Genomic DNA, 13,554 nt, shown 5'->3' with positions numbered 1-13,554 from the left:
ATACTGCTATGGATTCTGTGTGTTTTTATCGTCTGCGTTTCAGGCTCAGGGGCAATCCCCTCGGCTTGGCAGCACCACATAAGGTTCATGGATTCAGTCGGATAGGGGAAAATCGTGGAAGAGAAGCAGCTGGCGAACGCCATAAGGTTTCTGAGCATCGATGCCGTGCAGAAGGCCAACTCGGGACATCCCGGCGCGCCGCTGGGCATGGCGGATATGGCGACTGTGTTATGGCGGAAGTTTTTAAAACACAACCCGGCCGATCCGCAGTGGATTAACCGCGACCGCTTTGTGCTGTCCAATGGCCATAGCTCGATGCTGCTGTATTCCCTGCTCCATCTGACCGGTTATGACCTCGGTATCGAGGATTTACGCAATTTCCGCCAGCTGCATGCCAAAACCCCGGGGCATCCCGAATACGGTTATACCCCCGGGGTGGAAACCACCTCCGGGCCGCTGGGCCAGGGCATTGCCAACGCGGTGGGCATGGCCCTGGCGGAAAAGACGCTGGCCGCGCAGTTTAACCGGGAAGGTTTTCCGGTGGTTGACCATTTCACCTATGTATTTATGGGCGACGGCTGCCTGATGGAGGGGATTTCGCATGAAGCCTGTTCGCTTGCCGGCACCCTTAAACTCGGCAAGCTTATCGCGCTTTGGGACAACAACAATATCTCCATCGACGGCCATGTCGACGGCTGGTTTAGCGATGATACCCCGGCCCGTTTCCGCGCCTACGGCTGGCAGGTCATCGCCGATATCGATGGCCATAACCCCGGGCAGGTGGCGGCGGCGCTGGAACAGGCCAGAAATGAACCACACCGGCCCACGCTTATTTGCTGCAAGACCACCATCGGCTACGGTTCACCCAACAAGGCCGATAGCCATGACAGCCATGGCTCGGCGCTGGGGGCGGCGGAAGTGGCGCTGGTCCGGCAAACCCTGGGCTGGACCCATGCCGCGTTCGAGATCCCGCCGGATATCTACGCCCACTGGGACGCGCGCGAAACAGGCGCCGCCGCCCAGGCGGAATGGCAACAGCTGTTTACGCGCTATCGCCGGGAATACCCCGAAGAAGCCGCCGGCTTAGTACGGCGCAGCCAGAAAATCCTGCCGGCGGACTGGCATGCCAACAGCCAGGAGTATATCCGCCGGCTGCAGGCTAACCCGGCCAACCTGGCCACCCGCCAGGCCAGCCAGAAAGCGCTTGACCAGTTTATCCAATGGCTGCCGGAACTGCTGGGCGGATCGGCTGACCTGTCGCCCTCCAATTTAACCCGCCACGGCCAGGCGCGCGATATTACGCCGGATGACGCCTCGGGCAACTATATCTCCTATGGCGTGCGCGAATTCGGCATGTCGGCGATGATGAACGGCGTGGCGCTGCACGGCGGTTTTATCCCTTACGGCGGCACCTTCCTGATGTTTATGGAATACGCCCGCAACGCCGTACGCATGGCCGCGCTGATGAAGATACGCAGCATTTTTGTCTATACTCATGATTCCATTGGTTTAGGTGAGGACGGGCCGACGCACCAGCCGGTGGAACAGCTCGCCGCATTACGTCTGACGCCGAATATGGAAACCTGGCGCGGCTGCGATCAGGTTGAGGCCGCCGTGTCCTGGCAGCAGGCCATCGAGCGTAACGACGGTCCCAGCGCGCTGGTGTTTACCCGCCAGCCGCTGGAGCAGCAGCCCAGGAACGCGCGACAGCTGGCGGATATCGCCCGGGGCGGCTACGTGCTGCGCGATTGCGACGGTGTTCCTGAACTTATCATTATCTCGAGCGGGTCGGAGATCGAGCTGGCCGTTTATGCCGCCGCCGGGCTCACGGAGCAAGGCAGGCGGGTACGCGTGGTCTCCCTGCCCTGCGTTGAACGCTTCGAAAAACAGGACGCGGCCTGGCGCGAAAGCGTGCTGCCCATCGCGGTGCGTAAACGTCTGGTGATTGAAGCCAGCATCGCCGGATTCTGGCAAGGGTATGCGGGACTGGACGGCAAGGTTATCGGTATGAACAGCTTTGGCGAGTCGGCGCCGGCGGCGGTGCTGTTCGGGCATTTCGGCTTTACGAAAGATAATGCCCTGGCGGCCGCCCGCGCGCTGCTTACGGCTTAACGCGCGCCGGCGAATGCAAGGTCAATCAATTGAATGGGTTAAATATGCCAGCTTTATCAACATGGTTAAATGAAGATCGCATCCAGTATGTCAACACCGTCGGCGACTGGCGGGAGGCCATCAAACGGGTGGCCGAGCCGCTGTTACAGGACGGGACTATTTCCGCGGACTATGTGGCGAACATCATCAAGCAAAAAGAGGCCATCGGCCCTTATTTTGTAATCGCGCCGCGTATCGCCATGCCGCATGCCCGGCCGGAGGAAGGCGCCAACCGCCTGGGGTTGTCCATCCTCAAGCTGCGCGAGGGCGTGGTGTTCGGCGCGCAGGAAAACGATCCGGTTGATTTTGTAGTGATGTTCGCCGCGCCTGACGGCAACAGCCATGTGGAGCTGATTGCCCAACTGGCGGAGTTTTTGTCGGATGACGACGTGATGGCGAGCGTATTTAACGCGCGGGATCGGGCGGAATTAATCAAGATCGTGAACAGTTTTTAACTGAGTATCGACACTTATTCACTATGACCAACGAGGTGAAGCATGAAAATTATGGCGGTGTGCGGCGCAGGCTTAGGCAGCAGCTTTATGATGGAAATGAATATCAAGAAGGTCCTGAAAAACCTGAATATTTCCGCGGACGTTGAACATTCGGATCTGGGGTCGGTAACACCGGACGCGGCCGATGTGTTTGTTATGGGCCGGGATATCGCCTATAGCGCCAACCTACCTGAGAACAAGCTTATTATTGTTAACAGCATCATTGATATCAAAGAGCTGGAAACCAAGATAAGCGAATATTTTCAGAAACAATAACAGGTTATACATCTTACCGCTGAGGTTGCTATGTTTATACAAAACCTTTTACTGGTCGTGGTCGACGTGCTCAAGGTGCCGTCTATCCTGGTCGGACTGGTGGCGCTGTTCGGCCTGGTCGCCCAGAAAAAGCCTTTTCCCGACGTCATCAAGGGCACGGTCAAAACCATCCTGGGGTTTTTGGTGCTGGCCGGCGGGGCATCGGTCCTGGTCGGTTCCCTGTCGCCGCTGGGGGATATCTTCAAGCATGCCTTTGATGTGCAGGGCATCATCCCCAACAATGAAGCCATGGTGTCCATCGCCCTGGAAAAATATGGCGCCTCGACCACGTTGATTATGGCTTTCGGCATGGTGGCCAACATTATCGTCGCGCGCTTTACCCGGCTGAAATACATTTACCTTTCCGGCCATGTCACCTTCTATATGGCCTGTATGGTGGCGATTATTTTGTCGGTGGCCGGATTTACGGGCGTGCAGCTGATTTATACCGGTTCCCTGACGCTGGGCCTGCTGATGGCGATTTTCCCGGCGATGGCCCAGCCGTATATGCGCAAGATCATCGGCAACGACCAGGTGGCTTTGGCCCATACCGGCACCGTGGGTTATGTTCTTTCCGGCTGGATAGGCTCGCTGGTGGGTAAGGGATCTAAATCCACCGAAGAGATGAACATGCCGAAAAACCTGAGTTTTTTGCGCGACAGCACCATCTCGATCTCCATCACCATGATGATTATTTATTTTATTCTGGCGATTTCAGCGGGCCGGGAATATGTCGAAAGCCAGTTCAGCCATGGCCAAAACTATCTGGTCTATTCATTTGTGCAGGCGATAACCTTCGCCGCCGGCGTGTTTATTATCCTGCAGGGCGTGCGCTTGATTTTAGCGGAGATTGTTCCGGCCTTCACCGGCTTTTCGGAACGGCTGGTGCCTAACGCCCGTCCGGCGCTGGACTGCCCGATTGTCTATCCCTATGCGCCCAACGCCGTGCTGCTGGGCTTTATTTTCAGTTTTATCGGCGGGCTGGTGGGGTTGTTTTTCCTCGGGCAATTGCACTGGGTATTAATTCTGCCGGGCGTAGTACCGCACTTTTTCTGCGGCGCCACCGCCGGCGTCTTCGGCAATGCCACCGGCGGCAGGCGCGGCGCCATGGCGGGGGCCTTTGCCCACGGTGTATTAATCACCTTCCTGCCTGTGGCGCTGCTGCCGGTGCTCGGCGCCATGGGCCTGGCCAACACCACTTTCTCGGATACCGATTTTGGCGTGGTGGGGATTATGCTGGGCAACATGGCGCGCTTTATGGACCGAGGCACCATTACCATGGCGATAACCGGGGTATTTGTGCTGCTGGTGATTTATAACTTTGCCGCCAGGAAGAAGGTGGCGGTGGAGGAGCGCGAGGTGTAATCGCTCCGCCGGACATACTGAATAAGGGCCGGCGACGGCCCTTTTTATTGCTCATTTGCCCTTGGATGACGTCTCAACAACAAGGGCGCTGTACGAACTTATGTTAAACGTCCCGGGGATTCAGGTTGATATCGCTTTTTTATACACAATAGGTATATTTCCGTTTTATACAAAATATGTATAAAGAGAACTTATACAATATTTGTATGCTGTGAAAATATTTTTTGCATGCATAAATGCCAGACTGGAGGCTCGTTAATATCCGTCCTGGAATTTTATGTCGCGGTCATACTATCTCGATTGTCGCTGAGTTGGCCGGAAATATTCCCGCCGCCGATTAATCCATCACCCACCTGCATCGCGGACTCATGGTCGGGAAGTCCATCGCCGATCGTAAGGCCAGTCGGGCCGGGTAGCGGGACGTCACCCCAACGAATAAAGGCGAGGAAACGACAGCGCGTTACGTTGATGTCGGTGTAATAATAGTTCCAGAATCAAAATCATATGTAGTAATATGTAATCATTGATTATAAGCAAATTAATGATTGCAGTCATGCAAACAGGAAAGTGGAATGGCAACATATGATTTTGTAGTAGGGAATAGCTATACCAAAAATGATCTTTATACCCTGTGCCGTATTCCCGTAGAAAAGCAAAAAGGCAGTTGGAATACCGGCTATACCCAGTACGATGGGGATTGGTTTATCTTTTGTAATATCGGCATGCCGGGGCGTACGGGCCATAACTATGGCAATAGATTCGTTGGGGATGATCTGTTGTGGTATGGCAAGACCGACTCCCATATCAATCAGCCTTCCATCAAATCAATGCGGGATGGAATAGGCAATAATTTCATCTTTTATCGCACAGACGATCGCTCCCCCTTCACCTTCGCGGGCAACGCCAAGGCGATACAGGTGCGCGATATACGACCGGTTGAAATCCTATGGGGGTTTCTACAATCGGGAGAGCAACGCGTTGAGGTGCTGGCGCAAGAAGAGGTGGAGCCGGAAAAGTTCTATGAAGGCGCCACTAAAACCATTTCAGTGAATATCTATGAACGCAACCCCCAGGCGCGCAGGCTGTGCATCGATAAACATGGCGTGTCTTGTGCCGTATGCGGGTTTAACTTTGCCAAGGTCTATGGGGAGGTCGGCAAAGGTTTTATCCACGTCCATCATCTCAAGCCGCTGGCTGGGATTGGGGCGGAGTATCAACTCGACCCCGTTGAAGATCTGCGCCCCGTATGTCCGAATTGCCATGCTATGCTGCATCGGCGCAAACCGCCCTATTCTATTAATGAACTAACTGAATTACTAAAAGAGAATAGTTCCCAGTAAAGCGATTCAAAAGGCACGCTCACTTAAAAGGTCATCGTTATGATGTGAGCGTGGTTGAAAAAATATTTTTGAATAAGCCATGGCGAACTTGTGTATTGTCTATATTGACTTTTTGAAGGATAAACATTAGGGTTACCTCATGCGCTGACCGCTGGAGAAACAATGTCATTGATCGTGTTGATACTTTCAGTATCATTAATGGGCTTTTACTTTAAGAATAAAACCGAATTAAATAAAACGATTAATTTTATAAATGTATTTTCCATATGTATGACCCTGTTTTTTATTACTTATTTTATCAGAAATTATAGCTCATCGTCGCCTGAGTTGATTATGTCATTTGATGTATTTATAACTATTTTTTTCATAAGTTTATTCATTGCTGCTTTTGCACACTTAATGTTTTTAAGAATTAAACCTTATTGATATTGGTGAGATTATAAATAAATGGAATTTCATTAACATTTTTTACAAAAGGAGATAATTATGATCAGACCACAGTTTGGTATTACCCCTAACCCAGCCTGCAATCAACCCAATCCCGTGGGCAATACTAATTACAATACCAATGGTTTATTGCCTTTAGGAATAGGCATTGGAACAACGGTTATGCGGGCTATTCCCACTCCTGTAGGCGTCGGAATTGCGGTTGCCACCGATGTGTTAGGCAGGGCCGCGAATCATATGCCTATTAGTACGCCCATGCCTAACGTACCGATGAATCCCAGTTGGGTTGGGAATAAATAATTTTTTAAGGGCCTAATGAGTTATTAGGCTCTTAAGTCATCGCATTAAATTTCTCGATTAAATCATTTAATTTACCCTATCCACTTTGCGATGGCGGCTGCAATTATCGATTAAACGGATAGCGCACGATCTTATCCTGCTTTTTTCCCTCGCCCGGGCGCCTTGCCACCCGAGCGTGCCGGCTTGCCCGCGGCCTGTGCCCCCATCCCCGTAAAGCGCGTTAACGCCGGCTGAGCATTGCGATCCCGCTTTTTGCCCGTCCTGAGCTCATCCACGGTGGCCGGCGGAATCAAGCACTCCCTGCGGTTGCCGATCAGCTGCTTCATATCCATTGCCGTCAGCGCCTCGCGTATCAGCGGCCAGTTGGCCGGGTCGTGATAACGCAGCAGCGCTTTATGCAAGCGCCGCTGGCGCTCGCCGCGCGGGATCACCACCTCTTCGCTGTGATAATCCACCTTCGCCAGCGGATTTTTACCGCTGTAATACATGGTGGTGGCGCTGGCCAGCGGCGAGGGGTAAAAATTCTGTACCTGGTTCAGCCGGAAGCGGTTTTTCTTCAGCCACAGAGCCAGGTTAACCATATCCTCGTCGCGGGTGCCGGGATGCGCCGCGATAAAATAGGGGATCAGGTATTGCTCCTTGCCGGCCTGCCGGGAATAGGTATCGAACAGCTGCTTAAAGCGCTGATAGCTGTCCATGCCCGGTTTCATCATCTTGGCCAGCGGACCTGCCTCGGTATGCTCCGGCGCAATCTTTAAATAACCGCCAACGTGATGCTCCGCCAGTTCCTTAATATAACGCGGGTCCGCCACCGCCAGGTCGTAACGCACGCCCGAGGCGATCAGGATCTTCTTGACGCCCGCAAGCGCCCGGGCGCGGCGATAAAGTTTGATGGTCGGCTCGTGGTTGGTATCCATATGCGGGCAGATTTCCGGATAGACGCAGGATGCCCGCCGGCAGGTCTGCTCGGCGCGCGGCGCCTGGCAGCGCAGCATATACATATTGGCGGTGGGGCCGCCCAGATCGGAGATCACGCCGGTAAAGCCCGGCACGTTGTCGCGGATTTGCTCGATTTCCCTTGTAATGGAGGTTTCCGAGCGGCTTTGGATAATGCGGCCTTCATGTTCGGTAATCGAGCAGAACGCGCAGCCGCCAAAGCAGCCGCGCATAATATTCACCGAGAAGCGGATCATATCGTAGGCCGGGATAGCGGTATTGCCATAGGCCGGATGCGGCACGCGCTGGTAAGGCAGGGCAAATACCGAGTCCATTTCTTCGGTCAGCAGCGGAATGGCCGGCGGGTTGATCCAGACATAGCGGTCGCCGTGTTTTTGCATCAGGGCGCGGGCGCAGCCGGGATTGGTTTCATGATGCAGGATGCGCGAGGCATGGGCGTACATCACCTTGTCGTTCCTGACCTTTTCAAACGAGGGCAACAGGACGTAGGTTTTTTCCCATGGCTTGGGTTTGGGCGCGCGCACGCTTACCGGCCGGGCGTCGCCGGCGTTTACCGTCCGGGTGGCGCAGGGCAGGTCGTCGCCGTAAGGATTAACCATGGGCTCGATACGCCCCGGCGCATCAAGGCGCGTGGAATCGACGCCGGTCCAGCCGGGCAGCGCCGTTTTACGCAGTACGGCGGTATTACGCACATCGTTGATATCAGCGATGGGCTCTCCCGCCGCCAGGCGGTGGGCCACTTCCACCAGCGGACGCTCGCCGTTGCCGTAAATGAGCATATCGGCCTTGGCATCCACCAGTACCGAGCGGCGCACGGTATCCGACCAGTAGTCGTAATGGGCGATACGGCGCAGGCTGGCCTCGATGCCGCCCAGCACCACCGGCACATCGCTGAACGCCTCCTTGCAGCGCTGGGTATAGACCAGCGTGGCGCGGTCCGGGCGTTTGCCGGCGAGATTGCCCGGCGTATAGGCATCGTCATGGCGCGCTTTGCGATCCGCCGTGTAGTGGTTGATCATCGAGTCCATATTGCCGGCCGTAACGCCAAAAAACAGGTTCGGCTTGCCCAGGCGCATAAAGTCCGCTTTGCCGCGCCAATCCGGCTGGGCGATGATGCCCACCCGAAAGCCCTGCGCCTCCAGCATGCGGCCGATTATCGCCATGCCGAAGCTTGGATGATCGACATAGGCGTCGCCGGTGACCACGATAATATCGCAGCTGTCCCAGCCCAATTGGTCCATCTCCGCGCGGGACATGGGCAGGAAGGGCGCGGTGCCAAAACATTCGGCCCAGTAAAGCGGATAGGAGAACAGCTGGCGTTCGGGGCGGATCAGGCTTGTCGGCACGGGGAACTCTTAAGCGGATGGCGTCTTTGGGGCGAAAATTCTACCGATTTTGCCGGGGAAATGGTGGGGAAATTGCGATCACAATGAGACAGATCAAAAAAATCAGCCCCGCTTATCGCCTGGGCCAGGAAGGCATGGCGGCAATATTACCGGCTGTGCCGTTAACGCTCTTACCGAAATCGCAATGGCCGGAAATGGGCCTGATTAGCATTCAGGCCCTCTAAGTCTTCACATTTTATCTATCAAAGTACATTATCGATCATACACTGGAGGAAAGGTTTGACTTGCTCTTGCCGGTCCTGACTGACGGGTTGGCTTGTTTCGTCGCTAATATTCAGTTCCCTCGTTATTTTATCCTGTTTGTCCGGTGATTTTTTATCAACCGCCACTTTGATATCTATGAGGTACTCATGGCCGTCAGGCAGCAGCCTGGTACAGCTTTTTATCCGCTCACTCTCGTTTTCCCTCAGCTTTACTGACTCATGTGTGGTGTGCGCATACGTGAGTGGGCTAAGCGTTACGATTGGTAATAGCATGCAAAGCAATTTTTTCATTTTATATCCTCGTTAAATTTATTTTTATTAAAAACGCGTTAATTAAAAAAATTATGCCAATTATTCACTTTAAAATTATTTTAAATAAAATAAAAATGACCCAGAATAATCTAACCGGAATGCAATGCTCGCATACTGCTATTTAAAATAGACTATTGTGGTGTGTTTTTATATAGGGTTGGATGTTGGGTGGGCGGTAAAGTTCATCCATTTTTTAAAATCATTATTCATTTTTTGCAAGTTATAGATAGATTATTTTAATTATAATGTTAATTATATATAGTGATTTAAACGCCTGGAGCAGAGGGTGCCGCGTAATCACCGTATCGTGGTATCGGCCATCACCTACGCCGAAACGCGCTTCGGGACAATCGGCCAGAAGGCTTCCCGGCGCCATGCTGGTGACCAATAATATCAGAGAATTTGCGCTGGTGCCGGGACTGGCGCTGGAGATTGGGTTGAGCAACAGGATTCGGCGAGCTTTAGCGTTATTCGTTAACCCAGGAGGCAGCGCCGCGTTTAACGCCGCCGCCTTATCTCCTGCGGCAATGTCGCCAGCGTCGCCAGCTCCGCCACCGGCCGGGGGGCGTCATCGGGGGCGGGCAGTCCCACCCGGTTGTGCCAGAACGTGGGCAGGCCCACTTTGGCCGTGCCGAACAGATCGTAGGCCGAACCGGCCACGAATACCGCCCGGTCGGCGCTGACGCCGGCGATATCCAGGGCCAGTTGATAGGGGCGCGGATCGGGTTTATAGAAGCCGGCCTGTTCCGAGGTGACCACTACATCAAAGGGCACGCCAACGCTGAGGGCCGCGGCCAGACCCAGGCGCTGCGAGCAGTTGGTGACCACGCCCAGCCGGTAATGCCGCGCTAACGCCCTAAGCACGCCCGCGGCTTCCGGCCAGGGACGCAAATCGCGCCAGCCCTCCTCCAGGCGGCGGGCGGCGGCTTGACCCAGTCCGACCCCGGCGGCGGCTTCCGCCACCAGGGTTTCATAAGGCCGGTAGGCGCCGCAGCCGTAGGTCAGCCCCAGATAGGCCATGCGCCAGGCGCGCCCCGCGTCTTCGGACCCGGCGGCCCGGTTCCATACCGTCCATGAGTCCAGCACGGCGGTAAGCAAATCAAATAACACCAGCTCCACCGGCAATACGGGTGCCCCTGCCTGGATAGCGGTTTGGTCCATGGGTTTCTCCTTGCCTGGCCTTAGTCTGGTTGCGCGATGGCGCTGATGTCCGCCTTGACGTGCCCCGTATTGCCTACCAGCCGTTGATGCGCGGCCAGAATACCGGCGGCTGGGTATCGGCCAGGTAATAACCGCTGAACTGCGCGGCGGTGGCGCAGGCGTGGTTGGGCAATATCCGCAGCAGGGTGCCGATCGGCAGCGCCGGCAGATCGCGCGCGCCGGAACGGGAGGCGATAATGCCGTGCTCCTGATTGGCGTCGGCGACGATCAGGTCGGCGATGGGGTTGCCCTGATTATCGCACACCAGGCCGTACCCCTGATCGACGGGTTGGGCCGCGGTGCCGCGATCGCGCGACAGGGCCATCCAGCCCGCATCGATAAGGGTCCAGCCTTTGGCCGGCTGATGGCCGATGACCGTGGTCGCCACCGACAGCGCAATATCCCCGGCACGACAGACACCCAGTCCGGCCATCACCAAATCAAAAAACGCGAATACCCCGGCGCGCACTTCGGTTACGCCGCTAAGGTCGCGGGCAAACAGCGCGGTGGGCGTGGAACCCACACTGACGATCTCTATGGGAAAACCGGCCCGGCGCAGCATATCGGCGCTGGTGACCACCGCGTCGCGTTCATCCATGGCGCACTGCGCCAGCGCGGCGGCGGAGCGGCAGTGATAAGAGCCGCCGGCGTGGGTCATGACGCCCCGCAGCCGCACCCTGCTGTTTTGCAGCACGCGGGCGATATCGATAAGCAAGGGCGACGCCGGCGGCACGCCGGAACGGTGGCCGTCGCAATCAATTTCCAGCAGGACGGCGAAATCGACCTGGTGACGGCCGGCAAAGGCCGTCAGCGCGCCGGCGCTGGCGAGGTTATCGAGGATCAGCAGCAACCGGCAGCCGGCGCCGATAAGCCTGGCGGCATGGGCTAATTTATTCGGCGCAATTCCCACGCCGTACAGAATATCCCGGTAGCCGGCGGCGAAAAAGAAATCCGCCTCGCGCAGGGTGGACACGGTAATCGGGCCTTTTTCCCCGGCAAAAAGACGCTCGCTGACCTGAAGGGATTTATTGGTCTTCACATGAGGGCGCAGCGTAACGTTAAACGGCGCAACCTGGCGGCGCATGCGCTGAATATTGTTGTCCAGACGCGCAACATCCAGCGTCAGGTAAGGGGTTTCCATGGTGGCGCTTATATCGGGCATAGGTCCTCCGGCTGAATAGTGACAGTATAAAAAACCGCCGCTGGCGGAGTAAATTGAATCTTTCTGTATCTATGATTCAGTACTACTTAATACTTGATTCATGCATTTAGCAGGATGGCAATATTAGTCACAGTAGTATGGTAACGGGCGGTGACTATGATAATTTATCATTATTAATCCCAGATTCAGGAATGTCCTATGCACGATATGCGGGATCTGAAGCTGCTGCTGGCGATTCGCGATAACGATACCCTCGTGGCCGCCGCCCATCAGCTGGGCCTGACCCCTTCGGCGGTGACCCAGCGTTTGCAGACCATAGAGAAGCGGCTAAATGTGCGCTTGATCGACCGATCCGCACGGGGCTTGTGTTTTACCGGCGAAGGGGAACTGTTATGCCTGCGCGGTAAACAGCTGGTGGAGCAGTACGATGCCCTGATGCATGAGCTGGACAAGCGGCGCAGCGGTTTTGCCGGCACCTTGAAAATCAACGCCCCGTTTGGCTTCGGCCGGCGTTACCTGGCGGCGGCGGCTGCGGATTTTCAGCAGCGCTATCCCGACGTCGAGATGTCGCTTACCCTGTCGGACCGCCCGCTGGTTGAAGCCGCCGAACGGTTTGATATCGTGATTCATATCGGCCAATTGCGGTCATCCAGTTTGATTGGCCATGCTATTGCCGCCAACAGACGTTTTGTCTGCGCCTCGCCCGATTTTATCGCCCACCATGGCCAGCCCAGCTCGCCGGAAGAGTTGGCCCGCCTGCCCTGCATCGCCCTGCGTGAAAATAATGAAGACGTGCTGCTGTGGCATTTTACCCGCGGACGCACCAGCAGCAGCGTGCGCGTGCGCTCAACGCTTGCCAGCAACGACGGCGATATTATCCGGCTGTGGGCGACGCGCGGGCTGGGCATTATCATGCGCTCGGAATGGGATGTGGCGGAGGCCTTGCATAAAGGGGAACTGGTGCGCCTGATGCCGGCCTGGAAAACCCCCGACGCCAATGTGATTGCCTTGACCCACCAGCGTGAGGGGTTGCCGCTGCGCACGCGCCAGTTCATGCGTTTTCTGCGGGAACGGTTTTCGCCGGTCCCGCCCTGGCGCGAGGCTCAGGAGGAGAAAATCCACGGCTAGGATTACGCGTTAATACCGCCGTCCACATTGATGCCGGTGCCGGTAATATGCCCCGCCGCCGGAGACGCCAGGAACGTGACCGCGGCCGCCACGTCTTCTGCCTTGCCGTAATGGCCCAGCGCAATATACTGGCGCTGGGTCTCGGCGCCTTCGCCGTCGGCGGGGTTCATATCGCTGTCGGTGGGGCCGGGGTGGACCAGGTTAACGGTAATGCCGCGCGGGCCCAGATCGCGGGCCAGGCCGCGGGTCAGCGACAACAGGGCCGACTTGGTCATCGCATAAACGGCAATGCCCGGCATCGGCACCCGATCGGCCAGGCAACTGCCGATATTGATAATGCGCCCGCCTTGCCCCAGGTGCGGCAGCGCGGCCTGGGTGGCGACCACCAGGCCGCGGATATTGACGTTAATCATCGCGTCGATATCCTCAAGCGCCATATCCTCCAGCATGCCGCCGCGCGCGATGCCCGCATTATTGACCAGGATATCGAGACCGCCCAGCCCGGCCACGGTTTGGCTTACCGCATCGCGTACCGCGCCGGACGATGCGCTGTCGGCCTGGATGGCCAGCCCCTTGCGGCCAAGCCGCTCAATCTCCGCTACCACCGCGCTGGCCTTGTCGGCGGATTTTTCATAGGTAATAGCCACGTCGGCGCCGGCCCGCGCCAGCGATATCGCCATGGCCTTGCCCAGGCCGCGGCTGGCGCCGGTAACGAGCGCGCGTTTGCCTTGCAGTGAATTCATGGTCGCTTCCTCTTTATGTGTTAATCGATAC

At 56.1% G+C, this 13,554-nt stretch carries 12 protein-coding genes and 1 pseudogene; 8 read left to right on the top strand and 5 right to left on the bottom strand.

The features are described 5' to 3' along the window. Positions 1 to 111: 111 nt before the first annotated feature. From tkt to ACL2XN_RS15435, 6 genes are all read left to right on the top strand, one after another. A complete protein-coding gene (gene tkt, locus ACL2XN_RS15460) occupies positions 112 to 2,112 on the top strand; it encodes a transketolase (RefSeq protein ID WP_410016655.1) in 2,001 nt (666 codons plus the stop codon). Between the two features lie 44 nt (positions 2,113 to 2,156). Continuing rightward, positions 2,157 to 2,606, top strand: coding sequence for a PTS sugar transporter subunit IIA (locus ACL2XN_RS15455; protein WP_413721940.1), 450 nt, complete (start codon positions 2,157 to 2,159; stop codon positions 2,604 to 2,606). A gap of 42 nt (positions 2,607 to 2,648) precedes the next feature. Continuing rightward, positions 2,649 to 2,921 (top strand): PTS sugar transporter subunit IIB, encoded by a 273-nt coding sequence (locus ACL2XN_RS15450; protein ID WP_410012474.1) that lies wholly within the window; start codon positions 2,649 to 2,651, stop codon positions 2,919 to 2,921. 30 nt (positions 2,922 to 2,951) lie between these two features. Then, the gene (locus tag ACL2XN_RS15445) at positions 2,952 to 4,325 is read left to right on the top strand and encodes a PTS ascorbate transporter subunit IIC (protein WP_410012473.1); all 1,374 of its coding nucleotides are present in this window, start codon (positions 2,952 to 2,954) and stop codon (positions 4,323 to 4,325) included. A gap of 572 nt (positions 4,326 to 4,897) precedes the next feature. Next, the gene (locus ACL2XN_RS15440) at positions 4,898 to 5,665 is read left to right on the top strand and encodes an HNH endonuclease (protein ID WP_410012472.1); all 768 of its coding nucleotides are present in this window, start codon (positions 4,898 to 4,900) and stop codon (positions 5,663 to 5,665) included. A 486-nt stretch (positions 5,666 to 6,151) separates the two neighbouring features. Next, positions 6,152 to 6,412, top strand: coding sequence for a hypothetical protein (locus tag ACL2XN_RS15435; RefSeq protein ID WP_413729005.1), 261 nt, complete (start codon positions 6,152 to 6,154; stop codon positions 6,410 to 6,412). A gap of 131 nt (positions 6,413 to 6,543) precedes the next feature. On the opposite strand, the gene ACL2XN_RS15430 is transcribed toward ACL2XN_RS15435, so the two are convergent. After that, positions 6,544 to 8,715 carry a YgiQ family radical SAM protein gene (locus tag ACL2XN_RS15430; protein WP_413729004.1) on the bottom strand — a complete coding sequence of 724 codons (2,172 nt, stop codon included), beginning with the start codon at positions 8,713 to 8,715 and terminating at the stop codon, positions 6,544 to 6,546. Positions 8,716 to 8,957: 242 nt separating this feature from the next. Continuing rightward, a complete protein-coding gene (locus ACL2XN_RS15425; RefSeq protein ID WP_410012469.1) occupies positions 8,958 to 9,269 on the bottom strand; it encodes a hypothetical protein in 312 nt (103 codons plus the stop codon). 289 nt (positions 9,270 to 9,558) lie between these two features. Between ACL2XN_RS15425 and ACL2XN_RS15420 the strand changes: the two are divergent. Then, positions 9,559 to 9,669 (top strand): annotated as a pseudogene (locus ACL2XN_RS15420) (VapC toxin family PIN domain ribonuclease); the annotation flags it as partial. Between the two features lie 119 nt (positions 9,670 to 9,788). On the opposite strand, the gene ACL2XN_RS15415 reads toward ACL2XN_RS15420, so the two are convergent. Together ACL2XN_RS15415 and ACL2XN_RS15410 are read right to left on the bottom strand one after the other, a co-directional pair. Next, positions 9,789 to 10,451, bottom strand: coding sequence for an HAD-IA family hydrolase (locus tag ACL2XN_RS15415; RefSeq protein WP_413727304.1), 663 nt, complete (start codon positions 10,449 to 10,451; stop codon positions 9,789 to 9,791). A gap of 73 nt (positions 10,452 to 10,524) precedes the next feature. Beyond that, positions 10,525 to 11,652 carry an alanine racemase gene (locus ACL2XN_RS15410; RefSeq protein WP_413729003.1) on the bottom strand — a complete coding sequence of 376 codons (1,128 nt, stop codon included), beginning with the start codon at positions 11,650 to 11,652 and terminating at the stop codon, positions 10,525 to 10,527. A gap of 198 nt (positions 11,653 to 11,850) precedes the next feature. On the opposite strand from ACL2XN_RS15410, the gene ACL2XN_RS15405 reads away from it, so the two are divergent. Continuing rightward, positions 11,851 to 12,780, top strand: a complete 930-nt coding sequence (locus ACL2XN_RS15405) for a LysR family transcriptional regulator (protein ID WP_413729002.1) — start codon at positions 11,851 to 11,853, stop codon at positions 12,778 to 12,780. Between the two features lie 2 nt (positions 12,781 to 12,782). Here the strand turns inward: ACL2XN_RS15405 and ACL2XN_RS15400 are convergent, their stop codons facing one another. Further along, positions 12,783 to 13,523: a 3-oxoacyl-ACP reductase family protein gene (locus ACL2XN_RS15400; RefSeq protein ID WP_410012465.1), complete on the bottom strand. Its 741-nt coding sequence runs from the start codon at positions 13,521 to 13,523 to the stop codon at positions 12,783 to 12,785. Positions 13,524 to 13,554: the final 31 nt, after the last annotated feature.

The organism is Sodalis sp. RH22 (assembly GCF_047324165.1).
Lineage (GTDB): Bacteria > Pseudomonadota > Gammaproteobacteria > Enterobacterales > Enterobacteriaceae > Acerihabitans.
Note: the sequence above shows the minus strand (reverse complement) of the source record. Positions and strands in the feature narration are given on the sequence as shown.

Coding starts and splice junctions, on each gene's coding strand:
- ACL2XN_RS15455 (WP_413721940.1), top strand. CDS start 2,157: ATGCCAGCTTTATCAACATGGTTAAATGAAGATCGCATCCAGTATGTC.
- ACL2XN_RS15450 (WP_410012474.1), top strand. CDS start 2,649: ATGAAAATTATGGCGGTGTGCGGCGCAGGCTTAGGCAGCAGCTTTATG.
- ACL2XN_RS15445 (WP_410012473.1), top strand. CDS start 2,952: ATGTTTATACAAAACCTTTTACTGGTCGTGGTCGACGTGCTCAAGGTG.
- ACL2XN_RS15440 (WP_410012472.1), top strand. CDS start 4,898: ATGGCAACATATGATTTTGTAGTAGGGAATAGCTATACCAAAAATGAT.
- ACL2XN_RS15435 (WP_413729005.1), top strand. CDS start 6,152: ATGATCAGACCACAGTTTGGTATTACCCCTAACCCAGCCTGCAATCAA.
- ACL2XN_RS15425 (WP_410012469.1), bottom strand. CDS start 9,269: ATGAAAAAATTGCTTTGCATGCTATTACCAATCGTAACGCTTAGCCCA.
- ACL2XN_RS15415 (WP_413727304.1), bottom strand. CDS start 10,451: ATGGACCAAACCGCTATCCAGGCAGGGGCACCCGTATTGCCGGTGGAG.
- ACL2XN_RS15410 (WP_413729003.1), bottom strand. CDS start 11,652: ATGCCCGATATAAGCGCCACCATGGAAACCCCTTACCTGACGCTGGAT.
- ACL2XN_RS15405 (WP_413729002.1), top strand. CDS start 11,851: ATGCACGATATGCGGGATCTGAAGCTGCTGCTGGCGATTCGCGATAAC.
- ACL2XN_RS15400 (WP_410012465.1), bottom strand. CDS start 13,523: ATGAATTCACTGCAAGGCAAACGCGCGCTCGTTACCGGCGCCAGCCGC.